Source organism: Streptomyces sp. NPDC004721 (assembly GCF_053601495.1).
In genome coordinates this window covers 37,887-57,050 of the sequence record NZ_JBSGBZ010000023.1, presented here as the reverse complement: position 1 = coordinate 57,050, position 19,164 = coordinate 37,887, and the positions used below count along the sequence as shown (strand labels likewise).

The following is a 19,164-nucleotide window of genomic DNA, read 5'->3' as shown; positions in this document are numbered from 1 at the left end:
TCGTCCTCCGGGTACGCCGCCCGTTGAGTCGAACGGCCGGGCGCCGCCGTACCGATCGGCGGGACGCACTGTGTCGCCAGCGAGCACCGGTCAGGTTGAGGAGAGCGGATGACCCAGGAGATCCACGGCACCGTCACCGACGGCTACGAACCGGTGCGGGAGGAGTTCGCCGCGTTCGTGGCGGCTCAGCGGCCGGACTTCGAGGGGCAGTTGTGCGCGTACGTCCACGGGCGGCGGGTGGTCGACCTGTGGGCCGGACCGGACGGCGCCGACGGCGGCTCGCTGTACGGGGTGTACTCGTCGACCAAGGGCGCCGCGCATCTCGTGGTCGCGCTGCTCGTCCAGGACGGCACCCTGGAGCTGGACCGCAAAGTGACGTACTACTGGCCGGAGTTCGCGGCCGAGGGCAAGGGCGCGCTGACCCTGCGGGACGTGCTCGCGCACCGGGCGGGCCTGGTCGGCGCCGACGGCGGTTTCACGCCCGCCGAGCTGGCCGACGACCGGGCCGTCGCCGAACGCCTCGCCGACCAGCGGCCGTTCTGGCGTCCCGGCACCGCCTTCGGCTACCACGCCCTGGTGATCGGCGCGCTCACCGGCGAGATCGTGCGCCGCGCCACCGGCCGTACGCTCCAGGAGCTGCACGAGGAGCGCGTCCGCGCCCCCTACGGCCTGGACTTCTTCCTGGGCCTGCCCGGCTCCCGGGAGTCCCGTTTCCGCCCCACGCAGCCCATGGCGCCCACCGCCGAGCAGCAGGCGCTGCTGGACGCGCTGCCGAGCGGACCGCACTCGCTCGCGTCGATCGCGTTCAACCGCCAGGGCGCCGTCCCGACCGACCTCGAGTCGCTCCCCAACGACCGGCTGATCCGCGCCCAGGGCCCCGCCTCGTTCGGCGGGATCGCCTCGGCGCGCGGCCTCGCCGGCCTGTACGCGGCGGCGATCAGCGAGGTCGACGGCAAGGCCCCGCTCCTGAAGCCGGACACGGTGGCGGAGTCCGGGCAGCTCCACTCCGTCGGGTACGACCTGGTGGCCCGGAGCCACAGGTCGTACGGCCTGGGCTTCCAGGCCACCGCCGACACCTGGCACCCGTTCCTGGGCGCGGGCTCGATCGGCCACAGCGGCGCCGCCGGCTCCCAGGCCTTCGCCGACCCGGCGAGCGGCCTGGCCTACGGCTACACCCGCCGCCGCTTCGCCTTCCCGGGCGGCGCCGCCCCGGAGAACGACCGCCTGGCGAGGGCGGTGCACCGGGTGGCACGGGCAGGCTGAGCACCAGGGGCGAGACACGGTGCCAGGGCCCGCGAGCCCGGCGTGATCCAAACGAGAGGCCCAAGTGCTGTGACCGGAAAGGTTTGCGCGAGCCGGTGAACCTTCCGGTCGCAGCACTAGGCCTGTACCCGGAGCAGGGGTACTGCCAGTTCGTCGGGGGTCATTGCGCCGTGGAGGCCGGTCATGGTGCTGGCACCGGGCTCGGTGCGGCCGGCGATCACCGCCACGTCGGTCTGTGCGACGGCGATCACGTCGCCGATGCGTTCGCGGACGCGGTCCTCGACCTCCGGGCCGAACCAGCCCGCCTCGATCGCCTCGTCCCGTGTGGCGATCCACATGCGCTCGCCCAGTCTTTCGCACCAGGCGGCGTGGACGTCGGCGGCGGCATCGGGCGCGGTGTAGACGTGGCGGGCACGGGCCTCGCCACCGAGCAGGGCGACGCCTGCACGCAAATCCCATTCGTCGTCGTAGTCGACGCGGTCCTGGGGTGCGACATCGACCATGCCGTGGTCGGAGGTGACGTACAGGGCGGAGCGGGGCGGCAGGCGGTTGGCCAGGCGTTGTGCGAGCCGGTCGGCGCGCATGAGCTGTTCGCGCCACTCGTCGGAGTCGACGCCGAAGGTGTGGCCGGCGGCGTCGAGCTCGCCGAGGTAGGTGTAGACGAGGGCGCGGCCGGCCAGGGCGAGTTCGGCGGCGGCCCGGTCCATCCGGCGGTCGGCGTCGTCCTCCGGGATGAAGCGGCCACCGGAGACGGCGATGCGGGTGAGCGCCGTGGTGGCGAAACGGGTGGGCAGGACCTGGGCGGTATGGATGCCCTGGGCGTGCAGGGTGCGGAAGAGGGGCGGGTGCGGTTGCCAGTCGGTGGGCTCGGTCCACGGCTCCCAGCGCAACTGGTTCATGAGGACGCCGTGGCCGGGAACGGCGACGGTGTAGCCGGCCAGGCCGTGGCGGCCCGTGGGCAGGCCGGTTCCGAAGGAGGCCAGCGAGGTGGCCGTGGTGGAGGGGAATCCGGCGGTCAGCGTGGGGGCGGGGTTGCCGTCGGCCGGCGCGGAGTCCGTTAGTGAGGCGAGGAACGGCGCGTAGGGGGCGTGCTCACGCAGTTGGTGATGGCCCAGGCCGTCGATGAGGAACACGCACACCCGGTCGGCGGGAGGCAGCCGCAGCCCGGTCGCCGGAATGGGCGGGGGTGCGCTGTGCTTCAGGCCGAAGCCCGCGGCGACTGCCGGCAGCAGGTCGCACAGGGAGCCGGTGCCGTAGGCGGGAACCGGGGCGTCGAGGGGATCCAGGGCGGGGGAGAGAGGCATGAGTGCGGCCTAGCGGAGGAGGGGGGAGGATGTCGCGCAGGTCCTCGGTGTCGATGACGCGGTCGGCGGCGGCACGGGCGTCGGCGGTGGCGTTGAGGGCGATGGACTTTCGCGCCGCGCGGAACAGGGGGCGTCGGAGCGTGAGTCGCCCACGACGGCGACCTCGTGGAGTGCCGCACCGTGCGAGCGGCACCACTCCTCGACGAAGGCGGGTTTGCCGTCCGGTGCGTCCCGCAGGTGACCGCGGATCCGCGAGGGCGTCCCGTCGACGTCGAAGGCGATCACGTGGGTGCGTCTCATGGCCGGCTTCCGCTCCTGGCACCGTTCTCGGACAAGGGCTCTTGCGGGGACTGCGTCATGATCGGGTCGTGGCGGATCCGTGGTCACGACCAGCCCGTGCGCCGGGCCGGCCAGGTGCGGCACAGTCTGCCGTACCACGCCTCGTGGGTCCGGATGTGCGGTGACCAGCATGGCGCCGGCAGGGGTGCGCTGCGGGTGTAGAACCCGGCCAGGGCGCATTCGAACGCGTCGATCGCCGTGGGATCGGCCCGGCGTGTCAGCGGGTGGCCCGCGGCGATCCCCTCCGGGGCGCCGCCTGCCGCCGCGACCGCCGCGACCGCCGGAAGGAGGTACACGAGTTCGACCCAGAAGGGAAAGGCCCCCACCTGCGGTGGGGGCCGGGCCGGGCGAACGGGCCGTCGGGGTCAGGCCAGCGTCACCGTGATGTTCCCCCGGGTCGCCTTCGAGTACGGGCAGACCTGGTGGGCCTTCTCCACCAGGCTCTTCGCCGTCGCGGCGTCGACGTTCGGGATGTCGGCCGAGATCTCCACGATGATCCCGAATCCGTCCTCGTTCTTGCCGATGCCGACCTTCGCGGTGACGGTGGAGCCGGAGATGTCGGCGCCCTCCTGGCGGGCGACGACGCCGAGGGCGCCCTGGAAGCAGGCGCTGTAGCCGGCGGCGAACAGCTGCTCCGGGTTGGTGCCGGCACCGCTGCCGCCCATCTCCTTGGGCGGGTTGACGACGACGTCGAGCTTGCCGTCGTCGGTGGCGACCCGGCCGTCACGGCCGTTCTCGGCGGTGGCGACGGCGGTGTACAGGACGTCAGAACGTCGGATTGCAGGGCTGGGCATGGGGTTGCGTTCCTTCCTTCGTCCGCCGCGACTCGCGCCCACGATCGCACCTGGCGGTTTCGGGTTCCGGAAAGAAGTTACCGCATACCGAAACCCCAGGGAACGGCCGCCGGGAGGGGTTCACAGCTTGACGATCATCTTTCCGGTGTTGTCGCCGCGCAGCACGCCGAGGAACGCCTCCAGCGTGTTCTCGATGCCTTCGACGAGGGTCTGGCGGTACTTCAGCTCGCCCGAGCGCACCCAGGCGCCGACCTCCCGCACGAACTCGGGCTGGAGGTCGTAGTGGTCGCCGACGAGGAAGCCCTCGATGCGGCCACGGGTCTGGATCAGACGGGCGAGGTTCTTCGGGCCCGGGGCGGGCTCGGTGTTGTTGTAGACCGAGATCATTCCGCAGATCGCGATGCGGCCGCCCAGGTTGAGGGAGCCGATGGCGGCTTCCAGGTGCTCGCCGCCGACGTTGTCGAAGTAGACGTCGATGCCGTCCGGGGCGGCGGCACGCAACTGCTCTGCCACCGGGCCGCTCTTGTAGTTGAAGGCGGCGTCGAAGCCGTACTCCTCGGTCAGCAGCCGGACCTTCTCGTCGGAGCCGGCGGAGCCGATCACCCGCGAGGCGCCCTTGAGCCTGGCGATCTGCCCGACCTGCCCGCCGACCGCGCCGGCCGCGCCGGAGACGAAGACGGCGTCGCCCTCCTTGAAGGAGGCGGTGCGCAGCAGACCCGCGTAGGCGGTCAGCCCGGTCATGCCCAGCACGCCGAGGTACGCCGGCAGGGGCGCGGCCGCGGGGTCGACCTTGACCGCGCTGCGGCCGTTCACGGCGGCGTACTCGCGCCAGCCGCCGAAGTGCAGGACGTGGTCGCCGACGGCGATCCCCTCGGCCTCGGAGGCGACGACCTCGCCGACGGCGCCGCCCTGCATGGGCCTGCCCAGTTCGTACGGCGCGGCGTACGACTTGGCCGCACTCATCCGGCCCCGCATATAAGGGTCGACGGAGAGGTACTCGTTGCGTACGAGGACCTGGCCCTCACCAGGCCGCGGGACCTCGGTCTCGACCAGGGCGAAGTCCTCGGGCTTCGGCCAGCCGACCGGACGGCTGAGCAGGTGCCATTCTCGGTTGATCACGACAGCGCCTTTCAGTTACTTCAGTTACTGAAACAACCATGCGCCTGAATATTTCATGAAGTCAAGTAAGCCGGTACGCTGAACGCATGGCCGCTGCACCGAACACCCGCCGACCCGACGCGCTGACCCTGGAGGTCGTCGAACTGATCGGCGACGTCGTGGCCCGGTTCTACGAGGACTACGAGGAAGCCGCCGGGGAGCACGCGCTGACCGGGGCGCAGGCGCGGCTGCTGAGCCTGCTGTCGCTGGAGCCGCTGCCGATGCGGAAGCTGGCGCAGAAGCTGAAGTGCGAGCCGTCGAACGTCACCGGGATCGTGGACCGGCTGGAGACGCGGGGACTGGTGGAGCGGCGGCCGGATCCGGGCGACCGGCGGGTGAAGCTGGCGGCGGCGACCGAGGAGGGGCGGCGGGTGGCCCGGGAACTGCGGGAAGGGCTGCGCTTCGCGCGGGAGCCGCTGGCGGGCCTCTCCGAGGGGGAGCGGCTGGCACTGCGGGACCTGCTGCGGCGGATGGTGGACCAGGGGGAACTCGGCTGACCGCGGCCGCCGTCACGGGGGCGTGGAGCCCGGCGCCGACGGGGCGGCCCGCAGGCACGTGGATCGCGCCCTACGTGCACCACCACAGGAAGCGGTCGCACGTGCGCGTCGGCGTGGGGGTCGGGTCCGGCTGAGGGGGCGGTGGAGCGGGGTCCGTCATCGGCGGGTCCGCGGGCCGGGGCGCCTCCGAGGTCGCCGGGTCCGGCCCGTCCGAGCCCCCGCCCGTGCCGTCCTGCGCCGTCGCCTCGGCCGACTCCCGGGGACTGCTCCCACCGCTCGCGTCCGGCTTCGGTTTTCCGCCCTTCGCGGAGGCGGAGGGCGAGGCCGACTTGGAGGCGTCCGGTGACGCCGTGCCCGTACCGGCCCCCGGAGCGCCGTCAGCCGGCGCGGTCGTCCCGCCGGTACCGGTGGAGGACGCCTCGCCCTCCCCCAAGTCGTCGCCGACCGCCGCCGGTTCGGGGTGGGAGAAGCCCGGCAGGCCCGGTGCGTCGACGCCGAGTTCGGCCAGGCTCAGACCGCCGCCCGCCAGTACGAAGCCGGCGGCTATCAGCAGGACCCGGCGGCGGCGCCTGCGATGGGCCGCGGCCTTGCGGTCCCGCCGGCTCGCACTCCGGCGCCCCGCGGTCTCCGCGTCCTCGGCGGCCTCGCTGTTCTCGGTGCCCTCAGTGCCTTCGGTGTCCGTCCGGGCGGCGTCGGCGGCTCCGCCCCGGCCACGCGGGCGGCGCCGCCCGGCCCGCCCCTCCGGCTCGGCAAGGCCGCCGTCAGGGCCATCCTCGTCGTACCCGTCGTGGCCGTCGTACCCGTCGCGGCCGTCATGCCCGTCATGCCCGTCATGGCCGCCCCGCCCGCCGTCGAGGTGGAACTCCCCGCTCTCCTGCGGGACTTGGGCGGCCGCCGGCTCCGCGCCCACCCCCGGATCCTCCGCGTACACGGGAAGGATCTCCACTGGGGTGCCGCACCCCGGGCAGGCGAGGGCGCCGTTGAGGTGCCGTCGGCACGGGTGGCAGTAGTTCATGACGCGGGAAGAGTAAGTTCCGGATGGGCACGGTTCCTAGGCACCCCTGTGAAGGTTCTGTGCGGGATCGAAAGAGTGGTCGAAAGTCTCGCCGAAACCGTTATCTGTCGGACCCATTGACACCCTCACTACCCCCTCCTTAGTGTCTCGCCAGCATTTCGAACGTCTGACGAAATCTCGAACAACGACATCGATGTCGAGCAGCCGAGGGGCGGGCGCCGTGCGCATCACCGGAATCAGCACCCATGTGGTCGGGACGCCGTGGCGCAACCTGACCTACGTCCAGGTCCACACCGACGAGGGCATCACGGGGGTCGGCGAGACCCGGATGCTGGGCCACACCGACGCGCTCATCGGCTACTTGAGGGAGGCCGAGGCCAACCACATCCTCGGCTCAGACCCGTTCGCCGCGGAGGACCTCGTCCGCCGGATGAAGTACGGCGACTTCGGCCGCGCGGGTGAGATCGTGATGTCCGGCATCGCGGTGGTGGAGATGGCCTGCTGGGACATCAAGGGCAAGGCGCTGGGTGTTCCGGTGTGGCAGCTGCTCGGCGGCAAGGTCACCGACCGGGTCAAGGCATACGCCAACGGCTGGTACACCACCGAGCGCACCCCGGAGGCGTACCACAAGGCCGCGCGGGGGGTCATGGAGCGCGGTTACCGGGCGCTCAAGATCGACCCCTTCGGCACCGGGCACTTCGAACTCGACCACGAGGGAACCCTGTACGCCGTCTCGCTCATCGAGGCCGTACGGGACGCCATCGGCCCGGACGCCGAGCTGATGCTGGAGATGCACGGCCGCTTCTCCCCCGCCACCGCCGTCCGGCTGGCCAGGGAGATGGCGCCCTTCGCCCCGGCCTGGCTGGAGGAGCCGGTGCCGCCGGAGAACCTGAAGGCGCTGCGGAAGGTCGCCGCCAAGGTGGACGTACCGGTCGCCACGGGGGAGCGCATCCACGACCGGATCGAGTTCCGCGAGCTCTTCGACGACCAGTCCGCCGACATCATCCAGCCGGACGTCGGCCACATCGGCGGCATCTGGGAGACCCGGAAGCTGGCCGCGACCGCCGAGACGCACTACATGCTCGTCGCCCCGCACAACGTGGGCGGGTCCGTGCTCACCGCCGCCTCGCTCCACGTGGGCTTCACCACACCGAACTTCAAGATTCTGGAGCACTTCAACGACTTCGCGGACGCGGAGATCAAGAAGGTGGTCAGGGGAGCGCCCCGGGTGGATCCGGAGGACGGCTGCTTCCACCTCTCCGACGCGCCCGGTCTCGGCGTCGAGCTGGACGTCGACGCGGCGGCCGAATTCCCCCAGCAGCAGGCCCGCTTCGACCTGTGGGCCGAGGGCTGGGAGCAGCGCAGGCCGAAGGGGGCGAAGTGAGCACCGAGATCGTCGTCGAGGCCCCGGGCGCGCACCGGATCGCCGTGCACACGCCGCGCGACCCGGGTCCGGGCGAGGCGCTGGTCGCCGTGCACGCCGTGGGGATCTGCGGCAGCGACCGCGAGGTGTACCAGGGCAACCGGCCCGAGGGGTACGTCCGTTACCCGCTGACGCCGGGCCACGAGTGGTCCGGGACGGTCCGGCGGGTGGGCGCCGGGGTGCCCGGCGGTCTCGTGGGCCGCAAGGTGGTCGGCGAGGGTTTCCGCAACTGCCAGGTGTGCGACCGCTGCCACGCGGGCGAGACGACCCTGTGCACGGCGGGGTACGAGGAGACCGGCTTCACCCGGCCCGGCGCGATGGCCACCACGCTGACGCTGCCGGCCAGGCTGCTGCACGTGCTGCCCGAGGGCGCCGACCTCACCGCCGCCGCCCTGCTGGAGCCGGCCGCCTGTGTAGCGGCCGCCGCGCTGAAGACGGACGCCCGGCCGGGCGAGCGGGTCGCCGTGGTCGGCACCGGCACGCTCGGGATGTTCGCCGTGCAGTTCCTCAAGGCCCTCTCCCCGGCCGAGCTGCTGGTCGTCGGCACACGCGAGGACCGCGAGGGCCTGGCCCGGCGGTTCGGCGCCACCGGCTTCTCCACCAAGGACCGGCAACTGCCCGGCGGCTTCGACGTGGTGATCGAGACCGCCGGATCCGCGGACGCGGCGCGGACCGCCGCCGCGCTGCTCAGACGTGGTGGGCGGCTGGTCCTGACGGGCATCCCGGCACCGGGCGCCGAGGGACTGGACCCGACCGACCTCGTCGTACGGCAACTGGAGGTGCACACCGTCTTCGGAGCACCGCCGCACGCCTGGGCGCAGACGGTGCGGGTGTTCGCGGCCGGGCTGCTCGATCCGCTCCCACTCGTCACCCACGAACTCCCGCTCGCCGAGTTCTCGCACGCCATCGATCTGGTGGGGGCGGGCGACCCGAAGGTGGGCAAGGTGCTGCTCCGCCCGTGACCGTGCGCCGCTCACGGCGTGACCCGATGACGCCGTGAGCGGCGCACGGGGCCCGGATCACCGGCAGCGGTACGCCGGGCCCGGATCACCGCCGGTCCCCGTGCACGACCCGCCACACCCGGAGTCGCGAACCTTGTCCGAGATACCGAACACGAAGGACTGCCCGTGACCGACGCTTCCGCCACGGCCGCCCGCAGGCCCGGTGAGCAGACGCTCACCGCACTCGGCCTGGGCGCCCCCGCCCTCGACCCCGCCGACGCCTCGCCCCACGCCTTCCCGGGCGGCGGCCGCTGGCGCACCGAGATCCCCTCGTGCGAGGGCCCGGAGGCGCTGGCGATGGTCCTCGACGAGGCCGCCCGGCTCGATGTGCCGATCCACCGGATCAGCCAGGGCAGCGGCGTGTGGATGCTGACCGACGCCGAGATCACCGAGATGGCCGGGGCGAGTGCCGCACGCGGCATCGAGCTGTGCCTGTTCACCGGCCCGCGCGGCACCTGGGACACCGGCGGCTCGGTGCGCTCCGACTCGCGTGGGGCGGGGCTGCGCGCCCGCGGCCACGACGCGGTCGCCGGATGCGTGGAAGACGCCGTACGGGCCACGGAGTTGGGCGTGCGCTGCCTGCTGGTCGCCGACGAGGGGGTGCTGTGGACGCTGCACCGGGCGCGTACGACGGGACTGATCCCGGCCGACACCACCCTGAAGGTGTCCGCGCTGATCGGCCCGGTGAACCCGGCGTCGTACGCCGTCTTCGAGCGGCTGGGCGCCGACTCCGTGAACGTGCCCAGCGATCTGACGCTCGATCACCTCACCGAGATCCGGCGGGTGTCGGGCGCCCCCATGGACATGTACATCGAGGCGCCCGACGACCTCGGCGGCTATGTGCGCATGTACGAGGTCGCCGAGCTGATCCGGCGCGGCGCACCGCTCTATCTGAAGTTCGGCCTGTCCAAGGCGCCCGGCATCTACCCGTACGGACACCACCTGCGCGAGCTCACCCTGGCCACCGCCCGGGAACGGGTGCGGCGCGGCCGGCTCGCCCTGGACCTGCTCGCCCGCCACGGCGCCGCCGGTGACATGGCGCCGCTCGGCTCCCGGCTGCCGGGCCCGCTCCACCGCTTCCCCACCGGCGCCTGACAGGCGCCGAGAGCACCTCCCCACGCCCCACCCCGACCAGACGGACAAGGACTGATCCCCATGCGCAACCGCAGAGCCGCCCTCGCCGCCACGGCCGCAGCCGCGTCCCTCGCCCTGACCCTGTCCGCCTGCGGGCAGAACAGCGAGGGCGGCAGCAAGGAGAAGGCGGGCAGCACCAAAGGCGCCACCATCGGCATCGCGATGCCGACGAAGTCCTCCGAGCGGTGGATCTCCGACGGCGACAACGTCGTCAAGGACCTCCAGGCCAAGGGCTACCGGACCAAGCTGGTCTTCGGCGAGGACAACCCCGACACCCAGGTCTCGCAGATCGAGAACCTGATCACTCAGGGCGTCAAGGGCCTGATCGTCGCCGCCATCGACAACAAGTCGCTGAACAACGTGCTCCAGGAGGCGGCCGACGCCGGCATTCCGGTCATCGCCTACGACCGGCTGATCCTCGGCACGGAGCACGTCGACTACTACGCCTCCTTCGACAACGAGAAGGTGGGCCGGCTCCAGGCCGGCTACATCGTCGACAAGCTCGGCCTGAAGGACGGCAAGGGCCCGTTCAACATCGAGCTGTTCGCCGGCTCCAACGACGACAACAACACCAAGTACTTCTTCAACGGCGCGATGAGCGTCCTGAAGCCGTACCTGGACAGCGGCAAGCTGAAGGTGAGGTCCGGCCAGACGCAGCTCACCAAGGTCACCACCCTGCGCTGGGACGGCGCCACCGCGCAGCGGCGCATGGACGACATCCTCACCTCCTCCTACAAGAGCGGCCGGGTCGACGCGGTGCTCTCGCCCTACGACGGCATCTCGATCGGCATCCTCTCCGCGCTGAAGTCGGACGGCTACGGGTCGGGGAGCAAGCCGCTGCCCGTCGTCACCGGTCAGGACGCCGAGCTGGCCTCGGTGAAGTCGATCATCGCGGGCGAGCAGACGCAGACCGTCTACAAGGACACCCGCAAGCTCGCCGAGGTCGCCTCGGCGATGGTCGACGACGCCCTGAAGGACAAGAAGCCGCAGGTCAACGACACCAAGACCTATGACAACGGCTCGAAGGTGGTGCCCGCCTACCTGCTGCAGCCGGTGAGCGTCGACAAGAGCAACTACGAGGAGGTCCTGGTCAAGGGCGGCTACTACACGGACGCCGAGCTGAACAAGTAGCCCGGGAAGCGACCGCCGCATCCACCGACCCCAACCGACTGGAAGGCACGACCATGGCGGGACCCGTCCTGGAAATGCGCTCGATCGGCAAGACCTTTCCCGGTGTCAAGGCGCTGTCGGACGTCACGCTGACGGTTCGCCGGGGCGAGGTGCACGCCATCTGCGGGGAGAACGGCGCCGGCAAGTCCACCCTGATGAAGGTGCTCTCCGGCGTCCACCCGCACGGAAGTTACGAGGGCGAGATCCTCTTCGAGCAGGAGGTCTGCCGTTTCAAGGACATCCGGGCCAGCGAGCGGCGCGGCATCGTCATCATCCACCAGGAGCTGGCGCTGGTGCCGTACCTGTCCATCGCGGAGAACATCTTCCTCGGCAACGAACACGCCACCCGCGGGTTCATCAACTGGAACGACACCCTCCGGCACGCCACCGAACTGCTGCGCCGCGTCGGCCTCGACGAGCACCCCGAGACCCGGGTCGCCGACATCGGCGTCGGCAAGCAGCAGCTCGTGGAGATCGCCAAGGCGCTGTCGAAGTCGGTGAAGCTGCTCATCCTGGACGAGCCGACGGCCGCCCTGAACGACGAGGACAGCGGCAAACTCCTGCGTCTGATCCTGGAGTTGAAGAAGCAGGGCATCACCTCGATCGTCATCTCCCACAAGTTGAACGAGATCCGCCGGGTCGCCGACTCGGTGACGATCCTGCGCGACGGCCGCGCCATCGAGACCCTGAACGTGACGGCGGCCGGCACCACCGAGGAGCGGATCATCGCCGGCATGGTCGGCCGCGACCTCGACCACCGCTTCCCCGAACGCACCCCGCACCAGCCCGAGGTGGGCGCGGCCCCGGCCCTGGAGATCCGGGGCTGGACGGTGTTCCACCCGATCGACCGGCAGCGCCGGGTCGTCGACGACGTGTCGGTCCGGGTGCGGCGCGGGGAGATCGTCGGCATCGCCGGCCTGATGGGCGCCGGCCGCACCGAACTGGCGATGAGCGTCTTCGGCCGCTCCTACGGCCGGTACGCGGCCGGCACGGTCCTCAAGGACGGCCGGGAGATCAACACCAGGACCGTCGCGGAGGCGGTGGGGCACGGCATCGCCTACGTCACCGAGGACCGCAAGCACTACGGCCTGAACCTCATCGACACCGTCCACCGGAACATCTCGCTGACCGCGCTGCGCAAGGTGGCCCGGCGGGGCGTGGTGGACGAGCACGGGGAGCGGCAGGTCGCCGAGGGCTTCCGCACGTCCATGAACATCAAGGCGCCGACCGTCTTCGAGCCGGTGGGCAGGCTGTCCGGCGGCAACCAGCAGAAGGTCGTCCTCAGCAAGTGGATCTTCGCCGGTCCGGACGTGCTGATCCTGGACGAGCCCACGCGCGGCATCGACGTGGGCGCCAAGTACGAGATCTACACGGTCATCGACCGGTTGGCCGCCCAGGGCAAGGCGGTCGTCTTCATCTCCTCCGAACTGCCGGAGCTGCTCGGCATGTGCGACCGCATCTACACGATGGCCGCGGGGCGGCTGACCGGTGAGGTGCCGCGGGCCGAGGCCACCCAGGAAGTGCTGATGCGCCACATGACGAAGAACACGAAGGACGAAGAGGTGACGCGATGAGCACGGACGTGACCGCGCAGACCCCGGCCCCCGCGCCACCGGAGCGCGGCGCGGCGGCCGCCGGCCAGGGTCTGCTCCGGCTGGTGCTGAACGGCCTGCGCCGCAACATGCGGCAGTACGGGATGCTGCTCGCGCTCGGCCTGATCGTCGTCCTGTTCGAGATCTGGACCGGAGGGGACCTGCTGCTGCCGCGCAACGTCTCCAACCTGGTGCTCCAGAACAGCTACATCCTGATCCTGGCCATCGGCATGATGATGGTGATCATCGCGGGCCACATCGACCTGTCGGTCGGCTCGCTGACCGCCTTCGTCGGCGCGGTGGCGGCGGCGCTGACGGTCAGCCACCAGGTTCCGTGGCCGGTCGCGGTGGGCCTGTGCCTGCTGGTGGGGGCGGCCGCGGGCTCGCTGCAAGGTTTCATGATCGCGTATCTGGGCATACCGTCGTTCATCGTCACCCTCGCCGGGATGCTGCTCTTCCGCGGTCTGACGGAGATCCTGCTCAAGGGCCAGACCCTCGGCCCGTTCCCGGGCGGGCTCCAGAAGATGGGCAACGGCTTCCTGCCCGAGGTCGGGCCGCACACCAACTACCACAACCTCACCCTGCTCCTCGGCCTCGTCCTGATCGCCTCCGTGGTGTGGCAGGAGGTGCGCGATCGGCGACGGCAGCAGGAGTTCTCCCTCGAGGTGCCGCCCGCGCGGCTGTTCGCGCTCAAGCTCGTCGCCCTCGTCGCCGCGGTCCTGGTCGTCACGCTGCTGCTCGCCAGCTACAAGGGTGCGCCGATCGTGCTGATCGTCCTCGGCGTGCTGGTGGTCGGCTATGGCTATGTGATGCGCAACGCCGTCTTCGGCCGCCACATCTACGCCATCGGCGGCAACCTGCCCGCCGCGAAGCTGTCCGGCGTCAAGGACCGGCGAGTCACCTTCCAGGTGTTCCTGAACATGGGCGTGCTGGCGGCCCTGGCGGGCCTGGTGGTGGCGGCCCGCCTGAACGCGGCCTCTCCGAAGGCGGGCGTGAACTACGAACTGGAGGCGATCGCCTCGTCGTTCATCGGCGGCGCGTCCATGAGCGGCGGGGTCGGCACCGTGCTCGGCGCGATTATCGGCGGCCTCGTCCTCGGCGTGCTGAACAACGGCATGAACCTCCTCAGCGTCGGCACCGACTGGCAGCAGGTCATCAAGGGCCTGGCGCTGCTGGCGGCGGTCGGGTTCGACGTGTGGAACAAGCGCAGGTCCGGTTCGTAGGCGGCCCGCAACGCACCCGCGCGGAGTCCTCGGGTACCCGGAAATCACACTTCCCACACATGAGTTGAACAACGCCGCCTCCCTCTCCGTATCCATGGGTGGCCCGTGCCCGCGCGGGCCACCCCAGGACGACGGGCCCGGTCGTCCCCGCCGGGCCCGCCACACACGGAGGTTCCATGGCCGACAACGTCACCTCGCTGTTCCGCAGCACCGCGGCGCACAGCCCGTCGATGGCGGCGCTGACGCGGGAGGGCGGCGACGGGGCCGGGCCGGTGGACTTCTGCATTCCGTGCAACCCCTACTTCCCCACGTCCGCCATGTTCCAGGACATGGCGACACGGCTGCGCGAGATCGTCACGTACTACCCGTCCAGCGCGGACACGATCACCGCCGAGCTGTGCAGCCTGCTCCAACTGCCGCCGCAGTGCGTGGCGATGGGCAACGGCTCCACCGAGCTGATCACCTGGATCGACCATCTGCTCGTGCGTGAGTCCCTGGCCGTCCCCATCCCCACCTTCGGCCGCTGGACCGACCAGCCCATGGAGACCGGCAAGCGGGTCGACATGTTCCCGCTCCAGGAGTCCAACGGCTTCGCCCTTGACCCGGCGCAGTACGCCGAGTTCATCCGGGCACGGGGGACCAGGGTCGCCGTGGTCTGCAACCCCAACAACCCCGACGGCGGCTTCGTGCCCAAGCACACCCTGGTGCAGTTCATGGACGCCCTGGCCGACCTGGACCTGGTGGTGATCGACGAGTCGTTCCTGGAGTTCGCCGACGCCGAGGCCGAACCGAGCGTGGTGCAGGAGGCGATGCTGCGCCCGAACGTGGTCGTGCTGCGCAGCCTGGGCAAGAACTTCGGCCTGCACGGCATCCGCTTCGGATACCTGGTCGCCAACCCGGCGCTGGCGGGCAAGGTCCGTTCGATGCTGCCGAAGTGGAACCTCAACTCCTTCGCCGAGCACGTGGTGTTCATGCTCAAGGAGCACGGCGCGGAGTACCGGCAGAGCCTTCAGCAGGTGCGTCGCGACCGGCTGGAGATGGCCGCCCACCTCTCGGCGCTGCCCGGTCTGACGGTCTACCCGTCCCAGGGCAACTTCCTCTTCGTACGCCTTCCCGTGGGCGCCGAGGGCACCGTGGTCCGGGACCGGCTGCTCACCGAGCACCGGATCCTGGTCCGCGAGTGCGGCAACAAGATCGGCTCCTCCAGCCGCTTCCTGCGGCTCGTGGTGCGCCCCGAGGTGGACGTTCGTCGTCTCGTCTCCGCCTTGGAACAGGTGCTCTACGGCAGCGGGAGGGGTGCGGCCGTACCCGAGCTGGGTACAGGGACCAACTACAGCTCGGGTACGGCCGCGGTGGACCGGCTGGTGAGCGAGACCAATGGGGGCGGGATGCGGCTGCCGGCCGCCGCACAGGCCGCGGTGGCCGCCGCCCCGGGGATCGCCGCCGTTCCCGGGATGGCCGCCGCCCCGGGGATCGCCGCCGTCCCGGGAATAGCCGCCCCGGGAATAGCTGCCCCGGCCGCCGGCACCGCGATGCCGCTCCCCGTCACGGCGTCGGCGGCCCCCGCCCCGCAGCCGCCCGCCGCCGGCACGCCCCTGCCGGCGACCACCGCCCCGCCGCCGGCCCCCGCACCGGCCCCGATGCACCCCCTGGCACCGGCAGCGCAACAGGTCCTGGCCCCCGCCCCCGTACCGGCGCCCGCTCCCGGGCCCACCCCGCCGGGCGTCCCCGCCCGCGGCGGCCTCACCGCCGCCCAGGTGCGCGGCATGACCGCCCCGCCCCCCGGCGCCCCCGGCCTGACCCCGGCCCCGGCGACCGGCTGGCCCAGCCCCCAGAACTGGCCGAACGCGGCAGGCATGGGACAAGCGGGCTAGCGGCAGAGCAGGCCCCCGCACCGGCGCCCGCCCCCCGGGCCCACCCCGCCGGGCGTCCCCGCCCGCCGCGGCCTCACCGCCGCCCGGGTCCGCGGCATGCCTGCCCCCTCGGTCGAACGCGGCGGGCATGGGACAAGCGGGGTGGCGGCGAGGCCGGGGGGCGCCTCCTCCGCAGGGCTCCGGCGCCGCTCGTACGGCGTCGTGCGAGCACGCCGGGTTCCGTGTGCGTGCCGAGTGCGGGCCCGCCTCCGTGCAGAATGGCGGCACCCGCGCCCCGTAAGATCGCCCCCGGAGGCACACCCTTGGCGCTCAGCAGACGTTCATTCAGCGCCCTCGCGGGCGCCGCCGCGCTCGGACTGGCCCTGGGCGGCAGTGGCGGACCGGGGGCGCCGTCGGCCTACGCCGCCCGCTCCGTGCCCACCGGCCCGCCGCCGCCCCCGCCGAGCGCCGACGGACGGCGGCACAGCGTCGGCTTCGACCGCTACTCGCTGCTGGTCGACGGCCGGCGGCTGGTGCTGTGGTCGGGCGAGATGCACCCCTTCCGGCTGCCGAGCCCCGCCCTGTGGCGGGACGTGCTCCAGAAGATGCGCGCGTACGGCTACAACGCCGTCAGCGTCTACGTGGCCTGGAACTACCACTCCCCCGCCCCCGGAAAGTACGACTTCACCGGAGTGCGGGATCTGGACCTGTTCCTGCGCATGGCCGCCGAGACCGGCCTCTACGTCATCCTGCGCCCCGGCCCCTACATCAACGCCGAGGTCGACGGCGGCGGCTTCCCCGGCTGGCTGACCGCCACCGAGGGCACCGCGCGGACCGCCGATCCCACGTACCTGAAGCACGTCGACGAGTGGCTGAGCCACGTCGACGCCATCGCGGCCCGGCACCTGTTCACCCGGGGCACCGGCACGGTCCTGCTCTACCAGATCGAGAACGAGTACGACGCCCACGTGGGCGAGCCGACCGGGCGTGCCTACATGGCCCACCTGTACAAGAAGGTGCGCGCCGACGGCATCGACGTCCCCCTCTTCCACAACGACAAGGGCAGGAACGGCCACTGGATCCCCGGCTCGTTCGACACCGGCGGCGAGAAGCGGGGGTGGCTGTACGGGTTCGACGGGTACCCCTCGCCGGCCCAGACCCCGCCCGACTGGGGGTACTTCGGGAGCGGCGGGAAGACCGGCGGGGCGAGCGCCAGCCCCCGTACGCCCGGGTTCATGCCGGAGTCCGGCGGCGGCTGGTTCGATCCGTGGGGCGGTGCCTGGTCGAAGGGCAAGGGGTACGCGGAGTCGCGGCGCACCCGGGACGCGGCGTACGAGCGGCGCTTCTATCTGACCCACCTCGCCAACGGCATCACCGTCCACAACGTGTACATGGCCTTCGGCGGCACCTCCTGGGGCTGGCTGCCCGCGCCGGTCGTCTACACGTCGTACGACTACGGGGCGGCACTCGACGAGGGCCGCCGGCCCACCGACAAGCTGGTGCCGATGCACCAGATCGGGCACATGCTCCAGCGCGTCCCGGACTTCGCCAGGCTGGACCGCGCGGCCGACGTGAAGGTGCGCGGGCTGAGGACGTACCACCTGAAGAACCCGGACACCGGCGCCCACGTCTACGTCCTGCGCAACGACGGCGACCAGGAGGTCTCCTCGACGCTGCGCGCGGCCGGCGGCGACCTGCCGGTGACCGTGCCGGCCCGGGACGCCCGGCTGATGGTCACAGGCCTGTCCCTGGGACGGCGCAAGGTGCGGTACTCCACCACGCAGCCGATGCTGCTCCTCACCGCGGGACGGCAGGACGTCGCCGTGTTCTGCGGCCGGCAGGGCGATTTGGCCCGCGTGGTGCTGGAGGCCGCCGAGGAGCCGCTGGTCACGCGGATGAGCCAGGAGGCCGCGTACGCCTACGACCGGGGTCTGCTGCGCCTGACCGTCCCGCTCGGCGCCGGCGGGCTGATCGGGGTCCGGGTGGAGGGCGACGGGAACGACCGCCCGCTGCTGCTGCTCTTCGCCGACGAGGCGACCTCGATGCGCCTGTGGCCGTACGACACCCCGTCGGGCTCAATGCTGGTGCACGGCCCCGCGCTGCTGCGCACCGCCACCGTGCGCGGCTCCACGGTGCACCTCACCGGCGACACCGTCGGGGAGACCGGGCTGGAGATGTGGGGGCCGCGCGGCATCGACGGTGTGACGTGGAACGGCCGCGCGGTGCCGGTGTCGGCCACCGGCTCGGGGAGCCTGCGGGCCGGCGCGCCGCTGCCGGGCGTGCCCGAGGTGACGCTGCCCGCGCTCGGCGGCTGGCGGACGCGCACCGAGAACCCCGAGTCCGGGCCGGGCTTCGACGACTCGGCGTGGAAGGCCGCCGACCGGTCGTCCTCGCACAGCACGACCCCCGTGCCGAAGGGGCAGCCGGTGCTGTTCGCCGACGACTACGGCTTCCACTACGGGGACGTCTGGTACCGCGGCACGTTCACGGACTCCACGAACGTCGAGTCGGTCTCCCTCTCCTACAGCACCGGCACGCAGGGACTGCTGATGGCCTGGCTGGACGGTGAGCCGCTGGGCACCCACCGGATGCCGGTGCCCGACAACAGCACCGTCCGGCAGGGCAGTTGGTCGGACACGGCGGTCTTCCCGGTGCGCGGCCCGCAGCGCGGGCCCGGCCCGCGCGTGCTGTCGGTCCTGGTGCGGCGGATGCAGCACGACCAGGACGGCGCGGCGCGCGACACGCACAAGGCGGCGCGGGGTCTGACGGCCGTCACCTTCACCGGGGCCGCGCCGAATGTGCGGTGGCGGATCCAGGGCGAGGCCGCGCCCGACCCGGTGCGCGGGCCGCTGAACAACGGCGGGCTGTACGGCGAGCGGGAGGGCTGGCACCTGCCGGGCTTCCCGGACCGCGACTGGGAGCCGGTGACGTTCCCGCGCGCGGCGCGGCGGCAGGGGGTGACCTGGTACCGGACCACGTTCCGGCTGGCCGTGGAGCAGGACGTCGACGCCTCGATCGGGCTCACCCTGGACGACGACCGGAACCGCTCCTACCGCGCGCAGATCTTCCTCAACGGCTGGAACATGGGCCAGTACATCAACGATGTCGGTCCGCAGCACACGTTCGTCCTGCCGAACGGGATCCTGCGCACCCGGGGCACCAACACCCTGGCCCTGGCGGTGCTGTCGGAGTTCACCACGCTGTCGGGCCCGGGGCAGGTGCGGCTGACGCTGCTGGGCGCGGCGGCCGGCGGGGTGCCGGTGACACCGCTGCCGTCACCGGGACGGTGACATGGCAACCGCGCAACCAGCCGGAAGGCGGCGGTCGTTCACGGTCGCACAACGGTCGCCGGATCGCATGACGCGGGCAACTCCCGCCGCGTAGGCTCGGACGGCCCT

15 protein-coding genes are annotated in these 19,164 nt (G+C 71.9%); 10 read left to right on the top strand and 5 right to left on the bottom strand.

The window, feature by feature from the left end:
* The first annotated feature begins 108 nt into the window (after nt 1-108).
* Nucleotides 109-1,263 carry a serine hydrolase domain-containing protein gene (locus ACWEK3_RS21955; RefSeq protein WP_453250385.1) on the top strand — a complete coding sequence of 385 codons (1,155 nt, stop codon included), beginning with the start codon at nt 109-111 and terminating at the stop codon, nt 1,261-1,263.
* A gap of 116 nt (nt 1,264-1,379) precedes the next feature.
* On the opposite strand, the gene ACWEK3_RS21950 is transcribed toward ACWEK3_RS21955, so the two are convergent.
* From ACWEK3_RS21950 to ACWEK3_RS21935, 4 genes are all read right to left on the bottom strand, one after another.
* Nucleotides 1,380-2,567: an alkaline phosphatase family protein gene (locus ACWEK3_RS21950; protein WP_450538836.1), complete on the bottom strand. Its 1,188-nt coding sequence runs from the start codon at nt 2,565-2,567 to the stop codon at nt 1,380-1,382.
* 383 nt (nt 2,568-2,950) lie between these two features.
* Nucleotides 2,951-3,232: a hypothetical protein gene (locus ACWEK3_RS21945; RefSeq protein WP_453250384.1), complete on the bottom strand. Its 282-nt coding sequence runs from the start codon at nt 3,230-3,232 to the stop codon at nt 2,951-2,953.
* A 39-nt stretch (nt 3,233-3,271) separates the two neighbouring features.
* Entirely contained in the window at nt 3,272-3,700 is a 429-nt protein-coding gene (locus tag ACWEK3_RS21940; RefSeq protein WP_361408825.1) for an organic hydroperoxide resistance protein, read from the bottom strand.
* Nucleotides 3,701-3,820: 120 nt separating this feature from the next.
* A complete protein-coding gene (locus ACWEK3_RS21935; RefSeq protein WP_453250383.1) occupies nt 3,821-4,819 on the bottom strand; it encodes an NADP-dependent oxidoreductase in 999 nt (332 codons plus the stop codon).
* Nucleotides 4,820-4,905: 86 nt separating this feature from the next.
* Here ACWEK3_RS21935 and ACWEK3_RS21930 point away from each other — a divergent pair, with 86 nt between their 5' ends.
* On the top strand, nt 4,906-5,355 hold the full coding sequence (locus ACWEK3_RS21930; protein WP_361408819.1) for a MarR family winged helix-turn-helix transcriptional regulator: 450 nt from the start codon (nt 4,906-4,908) through the stop codon (nt 5,353-5,355).
* A gap of 70 nt (nt 5,356-5,425) precedes the next feature.
* On the opposite strand, the gene ACWEK3_RS21925 is transcribed toward ACWEK3_RS21930, so the two are convergent.
* A complete protein-coding gene (locus ACWEK3_RS21925) occupies nt 5,426-6,370 on the bottom strand; it encodes an SCO2400 family protein (RefSeq protein ID WP_453250382.1) in 945 nt (314 codons plus the stop codon).
* 220 nt (nt 6,371-6,590) lie between these two features.
* On the opposite strand from ACWEK3_RS21925, the gene ACWEK3_RS21920 reads away from it, so the two are divergent.
* From ACWEK3_RS21920 to ACWEK3_RS21885, 8 genes are all read left to right on the top strand, one after another.
* A complete protein-coding gene (locus ACWEK3_RS21920; protein ID WP_390873884.1) occupies nt 6,591-7,754 on the top strand; it encodes a mandelate racemase/muconate lactonizing enzyme family protein in 1,164 nt (387 codons plus the stop codon).
* Nucleotides 7,751-8,755, top strand: a complete 1,005-nt coding sequence (locus ACWEK3_RS21915; RefSeq protein ID WP_453250381.1) for a zinc-dependent alcohol dehydrogenase — start codon at nt 7,751-7,753, stop codon at nt 8,753-8,755. The genes ACWEK3_RS21920 and ACWEK3_RS21915 overlap by 4 nt, the downstream gene beginning before the upstream one ends.
* Nucleotides 8,756-8,920: 165 nt before the next feature.
* Nucleotides 8,921-9,889, top strand: a complete 969-nt coding sequence (locus ACWEK3_RS21910; protein WP_453250380.1) for a hypothetical protein — start codon at nt 8,921-8,923, stop codon at nt 9,887-9,889.
* 60 nt (nt 9,890-9,949) lie between these two features.
* Entirely contained in the window at nt 9,950-11,059 is a 1,110-nt protein-coding gene (gene chvE / locus ACWEK3_RS21905) for a multiple monosaccharide ABC transporter substrate-binding protein (RefSeq protein WP_390873774.1), read from the top strand.
* A 53-nt stretch (nt 11,060-11,112) separates the two neighbouring features.
* A complete protein-coding gene (mmsA, locus tag ACWEK3_RS21900; RefSeq protein WP_453250379.1) occupies nt 11,113-12,672 on the top strand; it encodes a multiple monosaccharide ABC transporter ATP-binding protein in 1,560 nt (519 codons plus the stop codon).
* Nucleotides 12,669-13,913 carry a multiple monosaccharide ABC transporter permease gene (gene mmsB / locus ACWEK3_RS21895; protein ID WP_453250378.1) on the top strand — a complete coding sequence of 415 codons (1,245 nt, stop codon included), beginning with the start codon at nt 12,669-12,671 and terminating at the stop codon, nt 13,911-13,913. Before mmsA ends, mmsB begins: the two co-directional genes overlap by 4 nt.
* Before the next feature lie 176 nt (nt 13,914-14,089).
* A complete protein-coding gene (locus tag ACWEK3_RS21890; protein WP_453250377.1) occupies nt 14,090-15,787 on the top strand; it encodes a pyridoxal phosphate-dependent aminotransferase in 1,698 nt (565 codons plus the stop codon).
* 302 nt (nt 15,788-16,089) lie between these two features.
* The gene (locus ACWEK3_RS21885; protein WP_453250376.1) at nt 16,090-19,056 is read left to right on the top strand and encodes a glycoside hydrolase family 35 protein; all 2,967 of its coding nucleotides are present in this window, start codon (nt 16,090-16,092) and stop codon (nt 19,054-19,056) included.
* Nucleotides 19,057-19,164 lie beyond the last annotated feature (108 nt).